Here is a 17,457-nt window from a genome sequence, read left to right as displayed (position 1 = left end):
CAGTCCCTAAATTGTGCTTGCAATTATATTTGCATTTTTAGTAATTTGTAATCGCTTACGCTTTATTTTTTACATCAAGACGTAACAGCGATCGTTGTAAAGCCAACTCAGCACGATGAAAATCAATCTCTGCATTCTTAGATGCGAGACGTTCTTCCGCACGTGCCTTAGCCCGTTTAGCACGTTCTACGTCAATTTCTTCAGGCAATTCGCAATTCGGTGTTACAACGGTAATCACATTGTCTTTGATTTCCAAAAAACCGCCGAAGTTGGCCATAAAATGACGAGTGCCGTCCGGTAAATCTACACGCAACGGTGCAATTTCCAAGGCAACCACTAAATCGGCGTGGCGTGGTAAGATACCGAGTTCGCCCATTTCAGTACGCACGACAACAAAATTGACATCACCCGAAAAGGCCGTCTTGTCAGGGGTAATTACATCCAGATGCATGGTCTTGCCGCTACTCATGAACTATTCCCCCTTCTCCGTCAATTCCTTTCCTTTAGCAACTGCTTCATCAATGGTGCCTACCATATAGAACGCGTTTTCCGGTAAATCATCATGTTTACCTTCCAAAATTTCTTTGAAGCCACGCAAGGTTTCTTTAAGTGGTACATATTTGCCCGGTGAACCGGTAAATACTTCCGCTACGAAGAATGGCTGGCTGAGGAAACGTTGAATTTTACGGGCACGGGCAACCGTCAATTTATCTTCTTCCGATAATTCTTCCATACCGAGGATTGCAATGATATCCTGTAAATCTTTATATTTTTGCAATACTTCCTGTACGCCGCGGGCGATTTTATAATGTTCTTCGCCCAAAACTAACGGATCCAAGATACGGCTGGTGGAATCGAGTGGATCCACAGCCGGATAAATACCGATTTCAGCAATGGAACGCGACAATACTGTCGTCGCATCCAAATGTGCGAAGGTAGCAGCCGGAGCCGGGTCAGTCAAGTCATCGGCAGGTACATATACGGCCTGTACGGACGTAATGGAACCTTCTTTAGTCGATGTAATACGTTCTTGCAAAGCCCCAACGTCATTGGCCAAGGTAGGTTGATAACCTACGGCCGACGGCATACGACCGAGCAACGCGGATACTTCCGAGCCGGCCTGAATGAAACGGAAAATGTTATCTACGAATAAGAGCACGTCCTGTTTCTGTACGTCACGGAAATATTCAGCCATGGTAAGGCCGGTTAAAGCAACACGCATACGTGCTCCAGGCGGTTCATTCATCTGACCGTATACCAAAGCAGTTTTGGAAATAACGCCGGATTCCTTCATTTCGTTCCAAAGGTCATTACCTTCACGAGTACGTTCCCCTACGCCGGAGAATACGGAATAACCGCCGTGTTCTGTTGCGATATTATGGATTAACTCCATGATTAATACGGTTTTACCTACACCGGCACCACCGAACAAACCGATTTTACCACCTTTTACATATGGAGCGATTAAGTCAACGACTTTAATCCCTGTTTCCAAGATGGTAGTTTCCGGTGCCAAATCATCAAATTTAGGAGCCGGACGGTGGATTGGCCACATTTCAGACGCTTTAACAGGCGTATCATCATGGTCAACCGTTTCACCGAGTACGTTAAAAATACGGCCAAGCACGCCATCACCGACCGGAACGGAAATAGCGGCACCTGTGTCCACTGCTTCCATACCGCGAGTCAGGCCATCCGTAGAACTCATGGCAACGGCACGTACAGTGTCGTCCCCCAAGTGTTGCATTACTTCAACTACAATCACTTCTTCCTTGCCGGATTCGCTTGTTTTTTTAATATGAATTGCGTTGTAAATAGCCGGAAGCTCTCCCGCCGTGAAGAGAACGTCGACTACCGGTCCGATGACCTGTACAACTTTACCTATATTATTACTCATTTAAGAGGTCTCTCCTCCTTTGTAGTTATACCTATTGCAAGGCATTAGCGCCACCGACAATTTCAGAAATTTCATTGGTAATGCCGGCTTGTCGTAATTTATTGTATTCCAAATTAAGTGTGCTGATTAAATCTCCTGCATTATCTGTTGCAGAAGTCATAGCCGTCATGCGAGCACCAAGCTCACTGGCGGAAGCTTGCAATAAAGCGTTATACACAGTAATTTCCAAATATTTAGGCAACAATTGATCATAAATGGCTTTTTCTGAAGGTTCGTAAATATACAATTCGTTAAGTTCGCCCTCATGATGCGGTTCTGTGATAACCGGCAATAATTTTACGCTGGTCACATTCTGCGTCAAAGAGTTTACGAAATGAGTATAAATCAAAATAACTTCATCAACTTCGCCATCTAAAAACAGCTTAGATGCTTCTTGTACAATTTGTTTGGCATGACTGTAATCCGGTTTATCGGAAAACCCTACATGAGAATGTGTCACCGGATACTGATGATACTGCAGATATTCCGTCGGTTTGCGGCCTACGGTAATCGTTTCATACGTATCAGATGCTTTTTCATGTGTTTCATGCGCAAAATATTTAATCAAGTTACTGGTATAAGCACCAGCTAAGCCTTTATCGGCGCCAATCAAGATGTAACAAGTTCGCGACACATCGCGTACCATTGTTAACGGATAGGACGCCAACACCTCAGCATCTAATGTAGCGGATACATTCGTGAGGATTTGACCTAACTTTTTTGCATATGGTTCCGTAGATTTTGCTTTGGCCTGTGCACGGCGCAATCGAGCAGATGCTACCATTTTCATGGCTTTGGTAATCTGCTGCGTATTAGTAACACTCTTAATGCGCTTACGTAAATCCTGTGCACTGCTCATCGCCTACGCCTCCTCAGAAGTAATCAAGTGATGGGAAGTACCGAAAGATTCAATGCATTCATTAATCGCTTTTTTCAAAAGTTCTTCCGTATCTTTGTCTAATATTCTGGATGTTTGAATATTGGTCAAAATTTCACTGTAGTTGCTGTGAACATAGCGTAATAATTCATTTTGGAATTCAGGTACATCGGCTACTTCGATAGAAGCAAAATAACCGTTGATACCGGCATACAAACAAACTACTTGTTCTTCAACTTTGAGTGGTGAATACTGAGGCTGTTTTAACATTTCTGTTAAACGTTCACCGCGATCAAGCTGTGCTTTTGTCGATTTATCGAGGTCGGAACCGAACTGCGCAAACGCTGCTAATTCACGATATTGAGCCAAATCAAGACGTAATTTACCGGCAACTTGTTTCATCGCTTTAATCTGTGCACTACCGCCTACACGCGATACGGACAAACCTACGTCAACAGCCGGACGAATCCCGGAGTAGAACATATCGGTGCCAAGGAAAATCTGACCGTCCGTAATGGAAATTACGTTCGTAGGGATGTAAGCCGATACGTCGCCGGCCTGGGTTTCAATAATCGGCAAAGCCGTAATGGAACCGCCACCCAATTCATCAGATAATTTAGCAGCTCGTTCTAACAAACGAGAATGTAAATAGAATACGTCACCAGGATATGCTTCACGTCCCGGCGGACGACGAAGTAACAAACTCATGGCACGATATGCCGCTGCCTGTTTGGACAAATCATCATATACGCAAAGTACATGTTTACCTTGATACATGAAATGTTCGCCCATAGCAACACCCGCATACGGAGCGATATACTGCATAGGAGCGCCTTCAGATGCACCGGCCGATACTACGATAGTGTAGTCCATAGCGCCGGCTTCCTGTAATTTCTGTACAACACGTGCAACGGTAGATTCTTTCTGACCGATAGCTACGTAGATACAAATTACATCCTGACCTTTTTGATTCAAGATCGTATCGATGGCAATCGCCGATTTACCGGTACCGCGGTCACCGATAATAAGTTCACGTTGGCCTCGACCAATCGGTACCATGGCGTCGATTGCTTTCAAACCGGTCTGCAACGGTTGGAATACGGATTTACGATCCGCAATGCCCGGTGCCGGATATTCGATAGGTCGATAGGTTTCTGCTGTAATGGCGCCTTTGCCGTCAATCGGCTGGCCCAAAGCATTTACTACACGACCGATAAGCTGTTCACCTACAGGAACCTGCATGATACGACCTGTGCGGCGTACCTGGTCCCCTTCTTTAATAAGGAAATCATTACCTAATAATACAGCCCCTACGTTATCTAATTCGAGGTTCTGTACCATCCCATAAACACCATGAGGTAATTCTAATAATTCACCTGCCATGGCCTTTTCAAGACCGTAAATATGCGCAATACCGTCACCTACTTCAAGTACGGTACCCACATCATCAACGTTAAGTTCTACATCATAGTCCTGAATCTGCTGTTTAATTATGGCAGTAATTTCTTCAGGCTTCATTTTCATACTTAACCATTCACCCCAATCTCTGTTGTATCGGACTTAAGCAAATATTTCTTTAAATCCTCCATACGACGCATTAAACTTGCATCAATACGCGTATCTCCGATTTGGATGATAAAACCACCCAAAATTTTTGGATCCACTTTGATTGTAAAAATATACTGCTTACCCGTAATCGCTTTTAATTTATCGGCCAACTGCGTATAAATTTCGTCCGGCATTGCTTCGCTCACTGTAACAGTGGCTGAGAAAATGCCACGTGCTTCCCGTGCTTTGTTAATAAACTCCGCAATGGCAGACTGAATATACCGTATGCGTCCGCGTTTGACCATAACAAATAAGGTGTTAAGGGCCATCGTATTAATGGCTTCACCGAATATTTTGGCCAAAACATTGCATTTTGCCTCTGCATCGAGGGCCGGGTACAACAATAAGGTGCCTAATTCAGGCTGCGTATCCATAACTTCTTTTACATAGGAAAGATCCGTTTCCATTTGTTCCAGAATTTGCTGTTCCTGCGCCAATTCAAAGATAGCGGTACTGTATTTATCTGTTACAATGTCTACGCTCATACCAATCACCCTAATGCTTTACTGTCAAGCTTTTCAATGGCTTCTTTAACAAGGTCCACATTAACCTGACTATCCATATTCTTAGCAACAATTTTGCCGGCAATAGCCATGGAAAGTGTAATCATATCTTCACGCATTTTTTCCATTGCTTTAGCTTGTTCACGGGCAATTTCGTTACGAGCTTCTTCTTTTTCACGTACTAGCTGTTCTTTTAATTCCTTAATTTGAGCCTGCGTATTCCGTTCAGCCAACTGGGCTGCCTTTTCAACAATCGCTTGAGCTTCTTTACGAGCATTGGCTAATTGTGCTTCATACTCTTTTTTGGTAGCTTCCGCAGAATCCAAAGTAGCCTGTGCATTCGCCAAATCGCCTTCAATCTTCTTGCGACGGGCTTCCATCACACCGACTAAAGGTTTAAACGCAAATTTTGCTAAAATAGCAACTAAAATAAAGAAATTTATAAATTGAACCAGCAATGTACCGTTTATTTCTACCAACGGCGTAACCCCCTCTTAAACTTGGAATTATAACTTGCCTTCTTATGTCTGTTCAATTTAATAAAGAACCGAATTATAATTTACCAACGATAACATCAGTAAATACAAGTACGATGGCGATAACGGTAGCAATGATAGGAATAGATTCGATCAAACCGATGGAAATAAATAAATTAGTCATAATTTTACCGGCCATTTCAGGCTGACGAGTCATACCTTCAAATGCTTTACGAACTGCCATCGCGTCACCAATAGCTGCTGCTATCGCTGCCAAACCTGCTGCTAAACAAGCACTAAATACACTTACTGACAACAAAATTGCTTTTTCCATAATAAAATCCTCCTAGAAAATGTTACGAATACAACCTGAGATACTCAAAATAATGGTTGGTAATACCGTGGTGATTAATGTTCCTCATCGCTGATTGCCATACCCAAGTATGACGTCACGAGAATTGTAAAAACGAAGGCCTGAATAACACCTACAAATAAGCTGAATACGAGCCAAATAATTGGTGTCAAATACGGTGCCAAACCGTTTAACAACTCTAATACAATTTCACCTGCTACAATGTTGCCGAATAGACGAAAACTGAGCGTCACCGGCTTAGAGATTTCTTCCATGATGTGGAAGATAACAAATACGGCAAACGGTTGAAAGAAATGCTTGAAGTAAGAGGGACCTTTCAACTTTGCCCCAATAACCCAAATACTCACCGAGCTGGCCAGCGCCAGACCCAATGTCGTGTTCAAATCGTTAGTAGGCGATGTCAAAATATGAGGACTTGGTATCAGCCCCAATTCATTACTTACTAAGATAAAAATAAAGAAAGTAAATAGTAGCGAACTTACCTTACTAAAGTGTTTACCTAAAGGACCCTTTAGCTGACCCCCAATTGTTTCTAAAATAAACTCGACTACATTTTGTACGCCTGATGGAACCATATTGACTTGCCGTGTAGCAAAAAAGGCAACAACTATAATAATGGCAAACACTACCCAAGTCATATAGATAGTATCCATATTAAAAGCCATGCCCCACATGTGAACGACGTCATGAGTCCCGGTATGTAATTCCATAAGGTTCACCTCCTTTCGCCTAAATTGCTACCCCATTACTCTATCGAAATTTAGTTTAATACACATTAAATCACATCGGGTCTGTCTGCCTGGTTAAACCGGATGCGTTCGTAAATCGTTAGCGGACGCCATAGCAACAATCCCAGTATATATGGTACAAACGGAAAGTTTTCAAACAAATAAACGGCCAATAATGTACCGATGGCCACCAGTGTGATACGAATCAAAGTACCCAGCTTAGTTGCTTTTTCAATAGTACGTAGTTTTTTATGGCGAAGTTTATAACCCCATAAACCTAAAATCAATAAATACAGTAAATTAACAGAACATCCCCAAACCCAGCCTAATATGTATCTCTCGTAATCAAAGACTTCTAATAATAATGTAGATGCTACAGTTACCACGACAAGGTAACAACTCATACGTTTTATAAAATCCACGAGTACCTCCACGAGTAAGCCCCCTCACGACACAACCCGAAGATACAAGGAGTACAGACCGCCTAAACCTCCTACTACCCCTCCTATTAGCGTAAACCATGGTGACATACCAAACAGATAGTCTAAGCCACGGCCTATCGCCAGACAGCCCAGAATGCTGACCAACAGGGAGAAACCTGCCGATAAGGCCACATTCAGTGCTTTTATTGTGGTTGGATCGAGTCGCTTCATTGGAATCACCTTCTTTGTGATGGTTAAAACGGGGAAACTATGAATACTACTAATCTCTAACTTCTTTATTATAACAAAATTCAACTTTCACTAAATTATAACATTTTGTCATACGTTTAGCCAATATACCTATAACAAGTATACTTTTATCCAATATTCTTATCATCAAAATAATTAATATATTTCAATTTTAGAGAATATGGTTTACAAGCTGACTTTCAAAGTATTTTTCAAAATTAATAATAAATTTACATCAATCTTTTTATTATATTTAAGAATGTTGTATATACTTTTTACGAATACAAAGGGCATTTTTCAAAGTTCTTAGTAAAAAAATGTACACGATTCGGGTAGACACATTAGCTGATATATATAACTGAGGGTATTCATAATATCAGCTATTTACTACCTAAATACTATCAATTAATAACCGAAACGGCTCGGCTTTTTACCGCTATGTAAAAATTCATAGCGTAAAGCTTCTACAATACGATTCGATGCAATGCCGTCACCGTACGGATTTACAGAATTAGCCATAACATCAAAGGCTTCTTTATCGGCCAACAAACGATAAGCCGTATCATATACCGTATTTTCATCGGTCCCTACGAGACGTACCGTACCGGCCGTTACCGCTTCCGGACGTTCTGTTGTGTTACGAAGTACCAATACAGGTTTGCCCAAAGCCGGGGCTTCTTCCTGAATCCCACCGGAGTCGGTCATCAACAAATAGGAACGAGCCATCAAATTGGCAAACGGTTCATACTCGAGCGGATCGATTAAATGAACACGTTCCACATCGCCCAACTCTTCTTTAACGATACTGCGAACTTTCGGATTCTTATGCACCGGGAATACCACTTCAATATCATCAAAAGCCTCTACCAAGCGGCGAATTGCTTTATACACATGGCGCATCGGTTCGCCTAAATTTTCACGACGATGAGTTGTTACGAGCACAATGCGACGACCTTTATAGTCTAAATTATTCAGCAATGTTTCTTCAAACTGATAGTTGTCCTTAACCGTAGTTTGAAGTGCATCGATAACCGTATTACCGGTTACATATAAATGGGCGGATCCGATATTTTCTTTCATCAGATTTTTTTCGGCACTTGAAGTCGGCGCAAAATGATAGGTTGCCAAAGAACCCGTCAATTTACGGTTCATTTCTTCAGGAAACGGAGAGTAAATATTACCTGTACGCAAACCGGCTTCCACATGACCTACCGGAATTTCTTGATAAAAAGCGGCTAAGGCCCCCGCAAACGTAGTCGTTGTATCCCCATGAACAAGTACTACATCAGGTTTAGCTTCTTTAAGTACATCCTTTAGCCCTTCCAAGGCTCTGGTTGTCACGTCATACAGCGTTTGGCCCTGGCTCATGATATTCAAATCATAATCCGGCGTAATCGCGAATAAATCCAATACCTGGTCAAGCATTTCGCGATGTTGTGCCGTTACCGTTACAATAGCTTCCATATCCGGAGCCGCTTCTAAAGCCTTAACTACCGGTGCCATCTTAATCGCTTCAGGGCGAGTCCCAAAAATCGTCATTACTTTTAACATTTAATAATACCTCCCATAATTAGCCAGCCTACATACCCTGTATGCTATGAAGGCGCTTGTACAATCGTACAAGCGCACCTGTATTAATGTCTATTTGCTGCTCTATTTTCCTCGGCAATGACTTCATCTTTAGCAATCATTCCCAATTTAGTTGCAATAAACACGCAAACACACAAAATAGCCAACACTATAAAAATGCCGACCAATATATTTACTTTTGCCAACAAAATAGCTACATAGCCCAACAACGCCGTAACGGCATACATCAACAACACGGCTTGTTTTTGTGACAAACCGAGTGCCAACAGGCGATGATGCATATGACCTTTATCCGGTTTAAACACCGGCCGGCCGTTGATCTTACGGCGAATGATGGCAAAGGTAGTATCTAAAATAGGCAGGCCTAATACAATTACCGGTACTACCAACGAAATAGTGGCCGCCGTTTTAACAGCACCCATAACGGAAATTGTGGCCATTGTATAGCCCAACAACATACTACCCGTATCCCCCATAAAGATTTTGGCAGGGTTAAAATTATAACGCAAAAAGCCGAGCGCCGCACCGGCCAAAGCCAAAGCAACGCACGCCAAGTCAACCTGCCCCATTTGCCACAAAATGGTAAAAATGGTCAGGCTTGAAATCAAAGAAATGCCGGCTGCCAAACCATCCAAACCGTCTATGAGGTTTACGATATTCGTAAAACCGACAATCCAAAAGATAGTAAGCGGTATCGACAAAAAGCCTAAGTAGAACACATGTCCCCAAGGATTGGTAATAAACTCAACCTGGTTACCAAAGGCCACGACTACAACTGCCGCTAAAATTTGACCTGTTAATTTTGTTTTTGGGCCGATTTGTTTTACATCGTCCCATATACCGACACCTACAAGCACAACCGAACCCAGCAAGAGCCCCATTACAGCCTGTAAATCTTTAACGGTATAAAGAACCGATATAATATAGCCTATAAAGATGGCCAAGCCACCTAAGCGGGGAATTGAGCCGTGATGCACCTTACGTGCATCCGGCTTATCCATAGCCCCAATATTAATCGCCAACCTTTTAATCAGCGGTGTAATCGCAAACGTAATGACCAACGCCACCACGAACGCCCACACGTACACCGTCATTACCGCACCTCCTCGTGCTCGTCCTTAGTTCGTAAGACTGCGTACAGGTGCCGGAATTCGTCCACCGCGCTGGATAAACTCTTCCGCCCCAAACGGACTTACTTCAATGATTGGGCAATAGCCCAAGAGGCCGCCGAATTCAACCATTTCGCCGACAGTTTTGCCGGGAACCGGAATCAAACGAACAGCCGTCGTTTTATTATTAATCATGCCAATAGCCGCTTCATCGGCAATAATTGCCGAAATGGTCGCTGCCGATGTATCGCCCGGTACTGCAATCATATCAAGACCTACAGAGCAAACACAAGTCATGGCTTCTAATTTTTCTAAACTTAAACTGCCAACCGAGACAGCATCAATCATGCCCTTATCTTCACTTACCGGAATAAAGGCACCGCTGAGACCGCCTACATGAGACGAGGCCATAAGGCCACCTTTTTTAACAGCATCATTCAACAATGCCAAAGCCGCCGTAGTACCATGAGCCCCACAGGAGGTAATACCCATTTCTTCCAAGACATGCGCAACCGAATCACCAACGGCAGGCGTAGGAGCCAAAGATAAATCGATAATCCCAAACTGCTTACCCAAACGCCGTGACGCTTCCTGAGCCACTAATTGACCCACGCGTGTAATCTTGAAGGCTGTACGTTTAATCGTTTCGGCCACTTCGTCAAAAGGACGTCCGCGCACAGCTTCCAAAGCGTGCTTAACAACTCCCGGTCCGCTGACACCAACGCTAATCATCGTATTACCTTCCGTGACACCATGGAACGCCCCTGCCATAAACGGATTGTCTTCGACAGGATTACAAAAAATAACAAGCTTAGCACAACCGAAAGCATCACGGTCAGCTGTAAGCTCGGCGGTTTGTTTAACAATACGGCCCATTTCCGCTACAGCATCCATGTTGATGCCTGCTTTAGTGGAACCGATACCTACAGAACTGCACACTAAATCAGTCGTCGCCAATGCTTCCGGAATGGATGCGATTAAACGACGGTCACCATCTGTATAACCTTTACTTACCAAAGCGGAAAACCCGCCGATAAAGTTAACGCCCACTGCTTTGGCTGCTTTATCCAAAGCTTTGGCTACCGGTACATAATTCGTCAAATCACTGCCGGCCGCTACGAGCGAAATCGGTGTAACAGATACGCGTTTATTAATAATCGGCACACCGTATTCACGTTCAATCGCTTCACCGGTGGCTACTAAATTTTCGGCTTCTTGCGTAATATGATCATAAATACGATCACAAAGGGTGTTGCCGTCAACGGCCGTGCACCCCAACAAACTGATGCCCATAGTAATCGTACGAACATCCAACTTATTGTCATGAATCATCTGGTTGGTTTCGAGGATATTTTCAATACTTAACATATCATCACCTACCCTATACGATGCATGCTGAGAAAGATATCCGCATGTTGTGCCTGAATCTGAACGCCCAAAGCTTCCCCTTCAGCCGTCAAAGCTGCCTGAACCTTTGGCAAAGCAGTTTGATCTTTAGCTTCACACATCATGATCATATTGAACATGCCGTCCAAAATTGTCTGATTAATCGATACGATATTTACATAGTTCTCAGCCAATACGGTAGCTACACGCGCAATAATACCTACTCGGTCTACCCCTACTACGGTTACAACTACTTTCATGCGATTCACCTTTCCCTTATACCTACATTATCAGTACTCTCTAATTTCAATGATGTTATATTATACCACAATTCGCGGTGCAATACCATATAGTGCTAACGGGACGTTACTTCATCCACCAAAGCTTGGCCGGCTTTCAAAAGTTCTGCCAACGCTTCTTTGCCTTGGAATGTTTCTGCATACACTTTGTATAAATCTTCGGTACCCGACGGACGTGCTACCAAGAAGCTGTTAGCCGTCGTAATACGCAAGCCGCCGATAGCATAATCACCGTAAAGTGACGTGGTGCGTACATCTTCAATGGTTTCACCGGCCAATTCTTTAGTTGTTACATCACTCGGTTGTAATTGGCTCAAGCGTTCTTTGGCCGCTTTACTGCAAGGTGTATCAACACGCGCGAATTCAGGCTCACCGTAACGTTTGGTAAGGAATGTGTACAGTACATCCGGCGTTAAGCCATTCGTAACCGCAAACATTTCCATAGCCAATAAGCCCATAATTATGCCGTCTTTATCGGTCGTCCAAACGGTGCCGTCTTTTTTGAGGAAGGATGCGCCCGCACTTTCTTCACCGCCGATACCTATGGTACCGTCAAACAACAAGGATGAAAAATATTTAAAGCCTACCGGCACTTCATACGTTTTAATGCCGTTGTCATTACAGAATTTATCAACTATTCGAGTAACCACTGCGGTTTTACCGAAGCCTTTGCCCTGCCAGCTGCGATTTAAGAACAAGTAAGCACCGGCAGCCACGAGGAAATGATTAGGAGCCATGAGACCATCCTGCGTCACAATCCCGTAACGGTCATAGTCGGGATCATTACCAACGGCCAAATCATAGTTACCGATATTAGCAATAACATCAGCCATGGCATATTCCGACGAGCAGTCCATACGAACTACGCCGTCATGGTCATATGGCATAAAGCTGAAGGTCGGATCGTATTCATTGTTAATAATATCTAAATCGAGTCCGTACTCCTCACTGATAGCTTCCCAGTATTCCATACCGCTGCCGCCCAAGGCATTGATAAGCACTTTAGGTTTAGCTTTGCGAATAGCATCCATGTCAATCACATAGGCCAACTCTTTGACATACAGACCTTTGTAATCGTATTCCCACTGTAAACCGGAGTCAATTTCGTCAATGGCAACACGACGAATACCTTCGCCGTTATTTTTCAAATATTCATTGGCTTTATTTTCAATCCATTTCGTCACCGTCGTATCAGCCGGCCCACCGTTAATCGGATTATATTTAATGCCGCCTTGATCCGGAGGATTATGAGACGGCGTAATAATAATGCCGTCCGCTTTGCCATGGCCGACTTTTGCTTTTAAAAAGTCCGGTACAAAAGCGATTTTCTCTTCTTTATCAATAATTTCATTGTAGCGAATAATGGCACGAGAAATACTAGGCGTCGGTACGAAGCCGTTTTCACCATCTACCGCTGCTACAACACCGTTCGCTGCCAATACTTCAAGCACGGTTTCCAACGCCGGTTCCGACAGGGCATGTGTATCATGGCCGACAAAGCATACACAGGTAGCCCCAAATTCTTTACGTCCGTCACAAATAGCCTGGGCAATAGCCGCCACATGAAGTTCGTTAAAACTGCCTGCTAAAGATTTGCCGCGATGACCGGATGTTCCGAAGGAAATGCGCTGTTCCTTCTTTTCATAATCCGGCTTTTTATTATAATAGGCCTCAATCACCGCCTCTAAGTTAATCAAATCTTCCGGGCGAACCAATTTACCTGCTAATTCATGTGCCATAAGTGCAGCCTCCAATTATTTTTAATATAGTATATAACACCCTTTATTAGGGGAATATCTTTAATTACCCAAAATAGCTTTAACTATCAAAAATACCTCAACTGTCAAAAACGCCTTTAACTGCCAAAAGCATCTTTAACTACTAAAAGTATTTTCAACTGCTAAAAGTATCATTCAAAACTTATAACTAACATTGCATTTTAAAGTTTTTAATCATTCATTTCGACTCTTGCGCGAACACGTTCAATCGCTTGTTGAGTAGCCGCCGTCGATTTAATGGAAAACCCTCGACCGATAACTTCAGCCACATCCGTGACCATAAAAAAGGCTGTAGGATCTTCTTTTTGTACCGCTTCTTTTAATTTAGCCACCTGCATCAGACTCACTACAACCAAAATAACCTGCTTATGCTGGTGTGTATAAGCACCTTCACCATTCAAAATGGTGGCGCCGCGACCGAATTTATACAAAATCAAATCGCAGATTTTATATGGCTTATAGGAAATAATAAACACCGCTTTACGCTGACTAAAACCGACAACTACGCGGTTCGTAATCATTGCACCGATATAAATACTTACCAGAGTAATGGCCGCTGCTTCTACACTGATGATAAAACTGGCAATAAACAGAATCACACTGTTAATCCCCAAGGAAACACTGCCCATTTGGAGACCGTAATATTTCCGAATAATCAAAGCAATCGGATCGAGACCACCCGTATTACCGCCGGAACGATACACCGTCCCCATGCCGAGACCGGAAAAAATCCCGCCCAGAATCGCACCTACCAACGGCGTAGTCGTTAAGTGAAAATCCTGCATAAAGCTAAACATATTGATTAAAAGTGACGAAACAACCGTTCCGAAGATGGTCATCCCCAGATGCCAACGACCGAGCCAGCGATAGGCCGCATACAAGACAGGAATATTCAAAATCAAGTTCAAAGTACCTACTTGAATCCCCGTTAAATAATACAATATCAACGCTATCCCACTGATGCCGCCACTTACCAATTTATGAGGTACAATAAATGCATTAATACCAAATGCAAACAACATTGTACCGACAGTAACAAGAATCATTACTTTAATAGTTGAACGCCAATCTTTTTCCATGTTGCCCCCCTATTTTTTCTATATGAATGTAAAAATACCTCACCACACATCAATTTTTCTCAAAAATACCCTACTTACAGTGTATTTTTCGTCCCAAATTCTCTCGTCTTATGCCTTTGTCATTCAGACATCTTAACCTTACATATTTTGCCACAAATATGTATAACTTGATTATTTACCAGCATTGGTGCTATTCGGCTGTTCCGGTATGGAATCACTGATAGGTCCATTTTGAATAGAACGCTCGATAGCCGCATTTACCGTTTTAGGCGTTGCCAACGGCATGGTAAAGCCTTGACCGATAACTTCGGCAGCATCGGACAAAATCATGAATGCCGACGGATCTTCTTTTTGCACGGCTTCTTTCAACTTTGCTACCTGCATCAAACCGACTACAACCAAGATAACTTGCTTATGTTGATGTGTATAAGCTCCTTCGCCATTTAAAATGGTAGCACCACGACCGATTTGATGAATAATTACATCACATATTTTATACGGACAAGTGGAAATAATAAAAATAGCTTTACGCTGATTAAAACCGACAACCACTTTATTAGTAACCATGGCTTGAACATAAATACTTACAAGCGTAATCGCCGCTGCTTCCACACTGATAACTATAGCTGCTACCACTAAGATGATAAAGTTAATGCCAAAAATAATACTGCCCATCTGAAGACCGTAATATTTACGAATAATCATGGCAATAGGATCAAGGCCACCCGTATTACCGCCGGAACGATAGACGATACCGAGCCCGAGGCCGCATAAAATACCGCCCAATAACGAACCGATCAGCGGATCGTGCGTCAATTGATAATCGGCCATGAATTCAAAAGCATTAATCAGGAAGGAAATGACCGCCGTGCCGAAGATGGTAATCATTACATGCCAACGTCCCAACCAGCGATACGCAGCCCACAAAATAGGTATATTAAGTAAGAGGTTCAAGGTACCGACCTGAATCCCCGTTACATAGAAAAGCATTAACGCGATACCGCTTAAACTCCCCGATACCAACTTATGTGGTACAATAAAAGCATCAAGACCTATAGCAAAAATTAATGAACCGATGGTCGTCATAACTAAGGCGTTTACGGTTTGACCCCACTTGAACTGCATAGTTCCTCCTAGAAAAATTGAAATTTGTCCGTTAATAGCGTATAATTTATAGTTAAATATAGAAGCTATTAAGGTATAATATATCTATGTTCATCTTAACCTAACCAACTTATAATTTCAACTAGATAATTAGCCGATAAAAGCAAGTAATCTATCCATTCATCACATAAAGGAGGATATCCATGGAGCAACTCAGCTTCAGCAAAATTAATATCGGTTTAGCTATTCTCAATAAGCGCGATGACGGGTATCACAATATCGATACTATTTTTCAATCCATTTACTTGGGAGACTCCATTTATTTTGCCAAACATCATTCGGTTGTTTTCTCCGGTTCCGCACCGGAATTACCGCAGTACATGAACGACATGATGGCCTATGACGAAACAAACTTAGCTATGAAAGCTTTACGAGCCGTGCAAACCTATACGGGTTGCACTACCGGCGGCGCCATTCACTTATTAAAACGTGTACCGCCCGCAGCCGGTCTCGGCGGAGGCAGTTCCGATGCAGCCGCAATGCTTCTCGGACTCAATAAATTCTGGGACTTACGTCTTACCGATGACGAGCTCATGACTTTAGCCAACGGTTTAGGCTCCGATGTACCGTTTCTCATGAGAGGCGGCACCGCTCGCGGCAAAGGACGCGGCGAAGAATTAAGCTATTTACCGACCGGTAAACCGCATTGGTTACTCGTAGTAAAGCCGGAATTATCTATATCCACCACAGCCGCTTACAGCCGTTTTAACAATGAGTCCCAATTCGACAGTACCACTATCGATGAAGTTGAAAAAGCGATTCACACCGGCGACATCAAAGAGGCTATGAAAGTAAGTGGCAATACCTTTGAAGAACTGATATTCCCGCTTCATCCGGAACTTCAAAGTTGCAAGAAGTTTTTCACCGACCGCGGCTATACCACCATCATGACCGGTAGCGGTCCAACCATGGTCGTTTACCTCGATGCAGCTCGAGAAGCATTGACGTTGCAAGAAGAAATCAAAGCAGCCGGCCACAATTGGCTTTCCTTAATTACTAAAACCCACGGCAAGGAGGCTTTAGCCTAATGAACAAAGATCTAGGACGTTTACAACCAATCGTATTAAACTCTTACAAACCGCTTCGTGAAGTTGTATGTGAAACCTTGCGCCAAGCTATTCGCGACGGCGTTTTCAAACCGGGCGAACGATTAATGGAAGTGCCATTAGCCGAAGAATTAGGCGTTAGCCGCACACCGGTGCGCGAAGCTATCCGCAAATTGGAACTGGAAGGCTTTGTTGTTATGATTCCTCATCGCGGCACTTATGTGGCCGATATTTCGTTGAAAGATGTAACCCAAGTATTCGAGATTCGTTCTGCACTCGAAGAATTGGCTGCTCAATTAGCTGCTGAACGCATCACGCCGGATGAAATCGAATTTTTAGAACGCATGTTGGTAGAAATCGGCACCTTTATGGAAGAAAAAAATATGGACAAAGTGGTCGAAGCGGATGTTAACTTCCATGAAGTATTGTATAAAGCTTCACGCAACGAACGTTTAGTGGAAATTATCCATAATTTGCGCGAACAAACCTTACGTTTCCGTACCATGTCCATGAATCAGCCAGGACGTTTGGTTAAAACTTGGGAAGAGCATCGCTTGCTCGTGGAAGCCATTGCTGAACGCAATCCGGCCCAAGCTCGCGAAATTGCCCGTCTCCACATGGAACATTCCGAACAAGCCCTCTTAAAAGGTATGAACATCGATAAGCAATAATTTTTGACATATCGTGTATTCATGATGTTATATGTTGTATGCAATATGTAAAGGAATATACAGACAAACAAAGGACAATCAGAATTTTCTGTTCACAAAGGTCATATACTTACACATTTTGTTCGTTACAAATGCGCGTAAAATCAAAAACAATTAATATGCG

At 43.0% G+C, this 17,457-nt stretch carries 19 protein-coding genes; 2 read left to right on the top strand and 17 right to left on the bottom strand.

Features of this window, described 5'->3' with window-relative positions; genetic code table 11:
* Window positions 1–55 precede the first annotated feature (55 nt).
* The 17 genes from atpC to EO126_RS08615 form a co-directional block, all read right to left on the bottom strand.
* Complete coding sequence (gene atpC / locus EO126_RS08695; RefSeq protein ID WP_127008517.1) at window positions 56–469, bottom strand: ATP synthase F1 subunit epsilon; 414 nt, start codon at window positions 467–469, stop codon at window positions 56–58.
* A 3-nt stretch (window positions 470–472) separates the two neighbouring features.
* Window positions 473–1,897 carry a F0F1 ATP synthase subunit beta gene (atpD, locus tag EO126_RS08690; protein WP_006556031.1) on the bottom strand — a complete coding sequence of 475 codons (1,425 nt, stop codon included), beginning with the start codon at window positions 1,895–1,897 and terminating at the stop codon, window positions 473–475.
* 31 nt (window positions 1,898–1,928) lie between these two features.
* Window positions 1,929–2,795 carry an ATP synthase F1 subunit gamma gene (atpG, locus tag EO126_RS08685; RefSeq protein ID WP_127008515.1) on the bottom strand — a complete coding sequence of 289 codons (867 nt, stop codon included), beginning with the start codon at window positions 2,793–2,795 and terminating at the stop codon, window positions 1,929–1,931.
* 3 nt (window positions 2,796–2,798) lie between these two features.
* Window positions 2,799–4,337, bottom strand: a complete 1,539-nt coding sequence (atpA, locus tag EO126_RS08680) for a F0F1 ATP synthase subunit alpha (protein WP_006556029.1) — start codon at window positions 4,335–4,337, stop codon at window positions 2,799–2,801.
* A 2-nt stretch (window positions 4,338–4,339) separates the two neighbouring features.
* Entirely contained in the window at window positions 4,340–4,906 is a 567-nt protein-coding gene (gene atpH, locus EO126_RS08675) for an ATP synthase F1 subunit delta (RefSeq protein WP_006556028.1), read from the bottom strand.
* Window positions 4,907–4,911: 5 nt separating this feature from the next.
* Entirely contained in the window at window positions 4,912–5,403 is a 492-nt protein-coding gene (gene atpF / locus EO126_RS08670; RefSeq protein ID WP_006556027.1) for a F0F1 ATP synthase subunit B, read from the bottom strand.
* Between the two features lie 73 nt (window positions 5,404–5,476).
* Entirely contained in the window at window positions 5,477–5,734 is a 258-nt protein-coding gene (atpE, locus tag EO126_RS08665; protein WP_006556026.1) for a F0F1 ATP synthase subunit C, read from the bottom strand.
* Between the two features lie 74 nt (window positions 5,735–5,808).
* Complete coding sequence (atpB, locus tag EO126_RS08660; RefSeq protein WP_006556025.1) at window positions 5,809–6,483, bottom strand: F0F1 ATP synthase subunit A; 675 nt, start codon at window positions 6,481–6,483, stop codon at window positions 5,809–5,811.
* Window positions 6,484–6,548: 65 nt separating this feature from the next.
* Window positions 6,549–6,935: an ATP synthase subunit I gene (locus EO126_RS08655; RefSeq protein ID WP_127008513.1), complete on the bottom strand. Its 387-nt coding sequence runs from the start codon at window positions 6,933–6,935 to the stop codon at window positions 6,549–6,551.
* A 12-nt stretch (window positions 6,936–6,947) separates the two neighbouring features.
* A complete protein-coding gene (locus tag EO126_RS11225; protein WP_006556023.1) occupies window positions 6,948–7,154 on the bottom strand; it encodes an AtpZ/AtpI family protein in 207 nt (68 codons plus the stop codon).
* A gap of 423 nt (window positions 7,155–7,577) precedes the next feature.
* A complete protein-coding gene (gene wecB, locus EO126_RS08645) occupies window positions 7,578–8,723 on the bottom strand; it encodes a non-hydrolyzing UDP-N-acetylglucosamine 2-epimerase (protein ID WP_127008511.1) in 1,146 nt (381 codons plus the stop codon).
* An 83-nt stretch (window positions 8,724–8,806) separates the two neighbouring features.
* On the bottom strand, window positions 8,807–9,856 hold the full coding sequence (locus tag EO126_RS08640) for a glycosyltransferase family 4 protein (protein ID WP_006556021.1): 1,050 nt from the start codon (window positions 9,854–9,856) through the stop codon (window positions 8,807–8,809).
* A 24-nt stretch (window positions 9,857–9,880) separates the two neighbouring features.
* Window positions 9,881–11,239, bottom strand: coding sequence for a PFL family protein (locus EO126_RS08635; RefSeq protein ID WP_006556020.1), 1,359 nt, complete (start codon window positions 11,237–11,239; stop codon window positions 9,881–9,883).
* 8 nt (window positions 11,240–11,247) lie between these two features.
* Window positions 11,248–11,517, bottom strand: a complete 270-nt coding sequence (locus EO126_RS08630; protein ID WP_006556019.1) for an ACT domain-containing protein — start codon at window positions 11,515–11,517, stop codon at window positions 11,248–11,250.
* A 95-nt stretch (window positions 11,518–11,612) separates the two neighbouring features.
* Window positions 11,613–13,295: a phosphoglucomutase gene (locus tag EO126_RS08625; protein WP_127008509.1), complete on the bottom strand. Its 1,683-nt coding sequence runs from the start codon at window positions 13,293–13,295 to the stop codon at window positions 11,613–11,615.
* A 209-nt stretch (window positions 13,296–13,504) separates the two neighbouring features.
* Window positions 13,505–14,413, bottom strand: coding sequence for a YitT family protein (locus EO126_RS08620; RefSeq protein ID WP_127008507.1), 909 nt, complete (start codon window positions 14,411–14,413; stop codon window positions 13,505–13,507).
* A 171-nt stretch (window positions 14,414–14,584) separates the two neighbouring features.
* Window positions 14,585–15,538, bottom strand: a complete 954-nt coding sequence (locus tag EO126_RS08615; RefSeq protein ID WP_006556016.1) for a YitT family protein — start codon at window positions 15,536–15,538, stop codon at window positions 14,585–14,587.
* A 182-nt stretch (window positions 15,539–15,720) separates the two neighbouring features.
* Here EO126_RS08615 and ispE point away from each other — a divergent pair, with 182 nt between their 5' ends.
* Window positions 15,721–16,605 carry a 4-(cytidine 5'-diphospho)-2-C-methyl-D-erythritol kinase gene (ispE, locus tag EO126_RS08610; protein WP_006556015.1) on the top strand — a complete coding sequence of 295 codons (885 nt, stop codon included), beginning with the start codon at window positions 15,721–15,723 and terminating at the stop codon, window positions 16,603–16,605.
* Window positions 16,605–17,294: a GntR family transcriptional regulator gene (locus tag EO126_RS08605; RefSeq protein WP_006556014.1), complete on the top strand. Its 690-nt coding sequence runs from the start codon at window positions 16,605–16,607 to the stop codon at window positions 17,292–17,294. Before ispE ends, EO126_RS08605 begins: the two co-directional genes overlap by 1 nt.
* Window positions 17,295–17,457 lie beyond the last annotated feature (163 nt).

The sequence above is a fragment of the Veillonella seminalis genome, assembly GCF_003992065.1.
Classification (GTDB): Bacteria; Bacillota; Negativicutes; order Veillonellales; family Veillonellaceae; genus Veillonella_A; species Veillonella_A seminalis.
This window is presented reverse-complemented; position numbering and strand designations above follow the sequence as displayed.

Excerpts from the sequence above, each read along its gene's own strand:
- atpG (WP_127008515.1), bottom strand. The coding sequence starts at position 2,795 with ATGAGCAGTGCACAGGATTTACGTAAGCGCATTAAGAGTGTTACTAAT.
- EO126_RS08640 (WP_006556021.1), bottom strand. The coding sequence starts at position 9,856 with ATGACGGTGTACGTGTGGGCGTTCGTGGTGGCGTTGGTCATTACGTTT.
- EO126_RS08625 (WP_127008509.1), bottom strand. The coding sequence starts at position 13,295 with ATGGCACATGAATTAGCAGGTAAATTGGTTCGCCCGGAAGATTTGATT.
- EO126_RS08630 (WP_006556019.1), bottom strand. The coding sequence starts at position 11,517 with ATGAAAGTAGTTGTAACCGTAGTAGGGGTAGACCGAGTAGGTATTATT.
- atpB (WP_006556025.1), bottom strand. The coding sequence starts at position 6,483 with ATGGAATTACATACCGGGACTCATGACGTCGTTCACATGTGGGGCATG.
- atpH (WP_006556028.1), bottom strand. The coding sequence starts at position 4,906 with ATGAGCGTAGACATTGTAACAGATAAATACAGTACCGCTATCTTTGAA.
- EO126_RS08620 (WP_127008507.1), bottom strand. The coding sequence starts at position 14,413 with ATGGAAAAAGATTGGCGTTCAACTATTAAAGTAATGATTCTTGTTACT.
- ispE (WP_006556015.1), top strand. The coding sequence starts at position 15,721 with ATGGAGCAACTCAGCTTCAGCAAAATTAATATCGGTTTAGCTATTCTC.
- wecB (WP_127008511.1), bottom strand. The coding sequence starts at position 8,723 with ATGTTAAAAGTAATGACGATTTTTGGGACTCGCCCTGAAGCGATTAAG.
- EO126_RS08615 (WP_006556016.1), bottom strand. The coding sequence starts at position 15,538 with ATGCAGTTCAAGTGGGGTCAAACCGTAAACGCCTTAGTTATGACGACC.
- atpE (WP_006556026.1), bottom strand. The coding sequence starts at position 5,734 with ATGGAAAAAGCAATTTTGTTGTCAGTAAGTGTATTTAGTGCTTGTTTA.
- atpC (WP_127008517.1), bottom strand. The coding sequence starts at position 469 with ATGAGTAGCGGCAAGACCATGCATCTGGATGTAATTACCCCTGACAAG.
- atpA (WP_006556029.1), bottom strand. The coding sequence starts at position 4,337 with ATGAAAATGAAGCCTGAAGAAATTACTGCCATAATTAAACAGCAGATT.
- EO126_RS08635 (WP_006556020.1), bottom strand. The coding sequence starts at position 11,239 with ATGTTAAGTATTGAAAATATCCTCGAAACCAACCAGATGATTCATGAC.
- EO126_RS11225 (WP_006556023.1), bottom strand. The coding sequence starts at position 7,154 with ATGAAGCGACTCGATCCAACCACAATAAAAGCACTGAATGTGGCCTTA.
- atpD (WP_006556031.1), bottom strand. The coding sequence starts at position 1,897 with ATGAGTAATAATATAGGTAAAGTTGTACAGGTCATCGGACCGGTAGTC.
- EO126_RS08605 (WP_006556014.1), top strand. The coding sequence starts at position 16,605 with ATGAACAAAGATCTAGGACGTTTACAACCAATCGTATTAAACTCTTAC.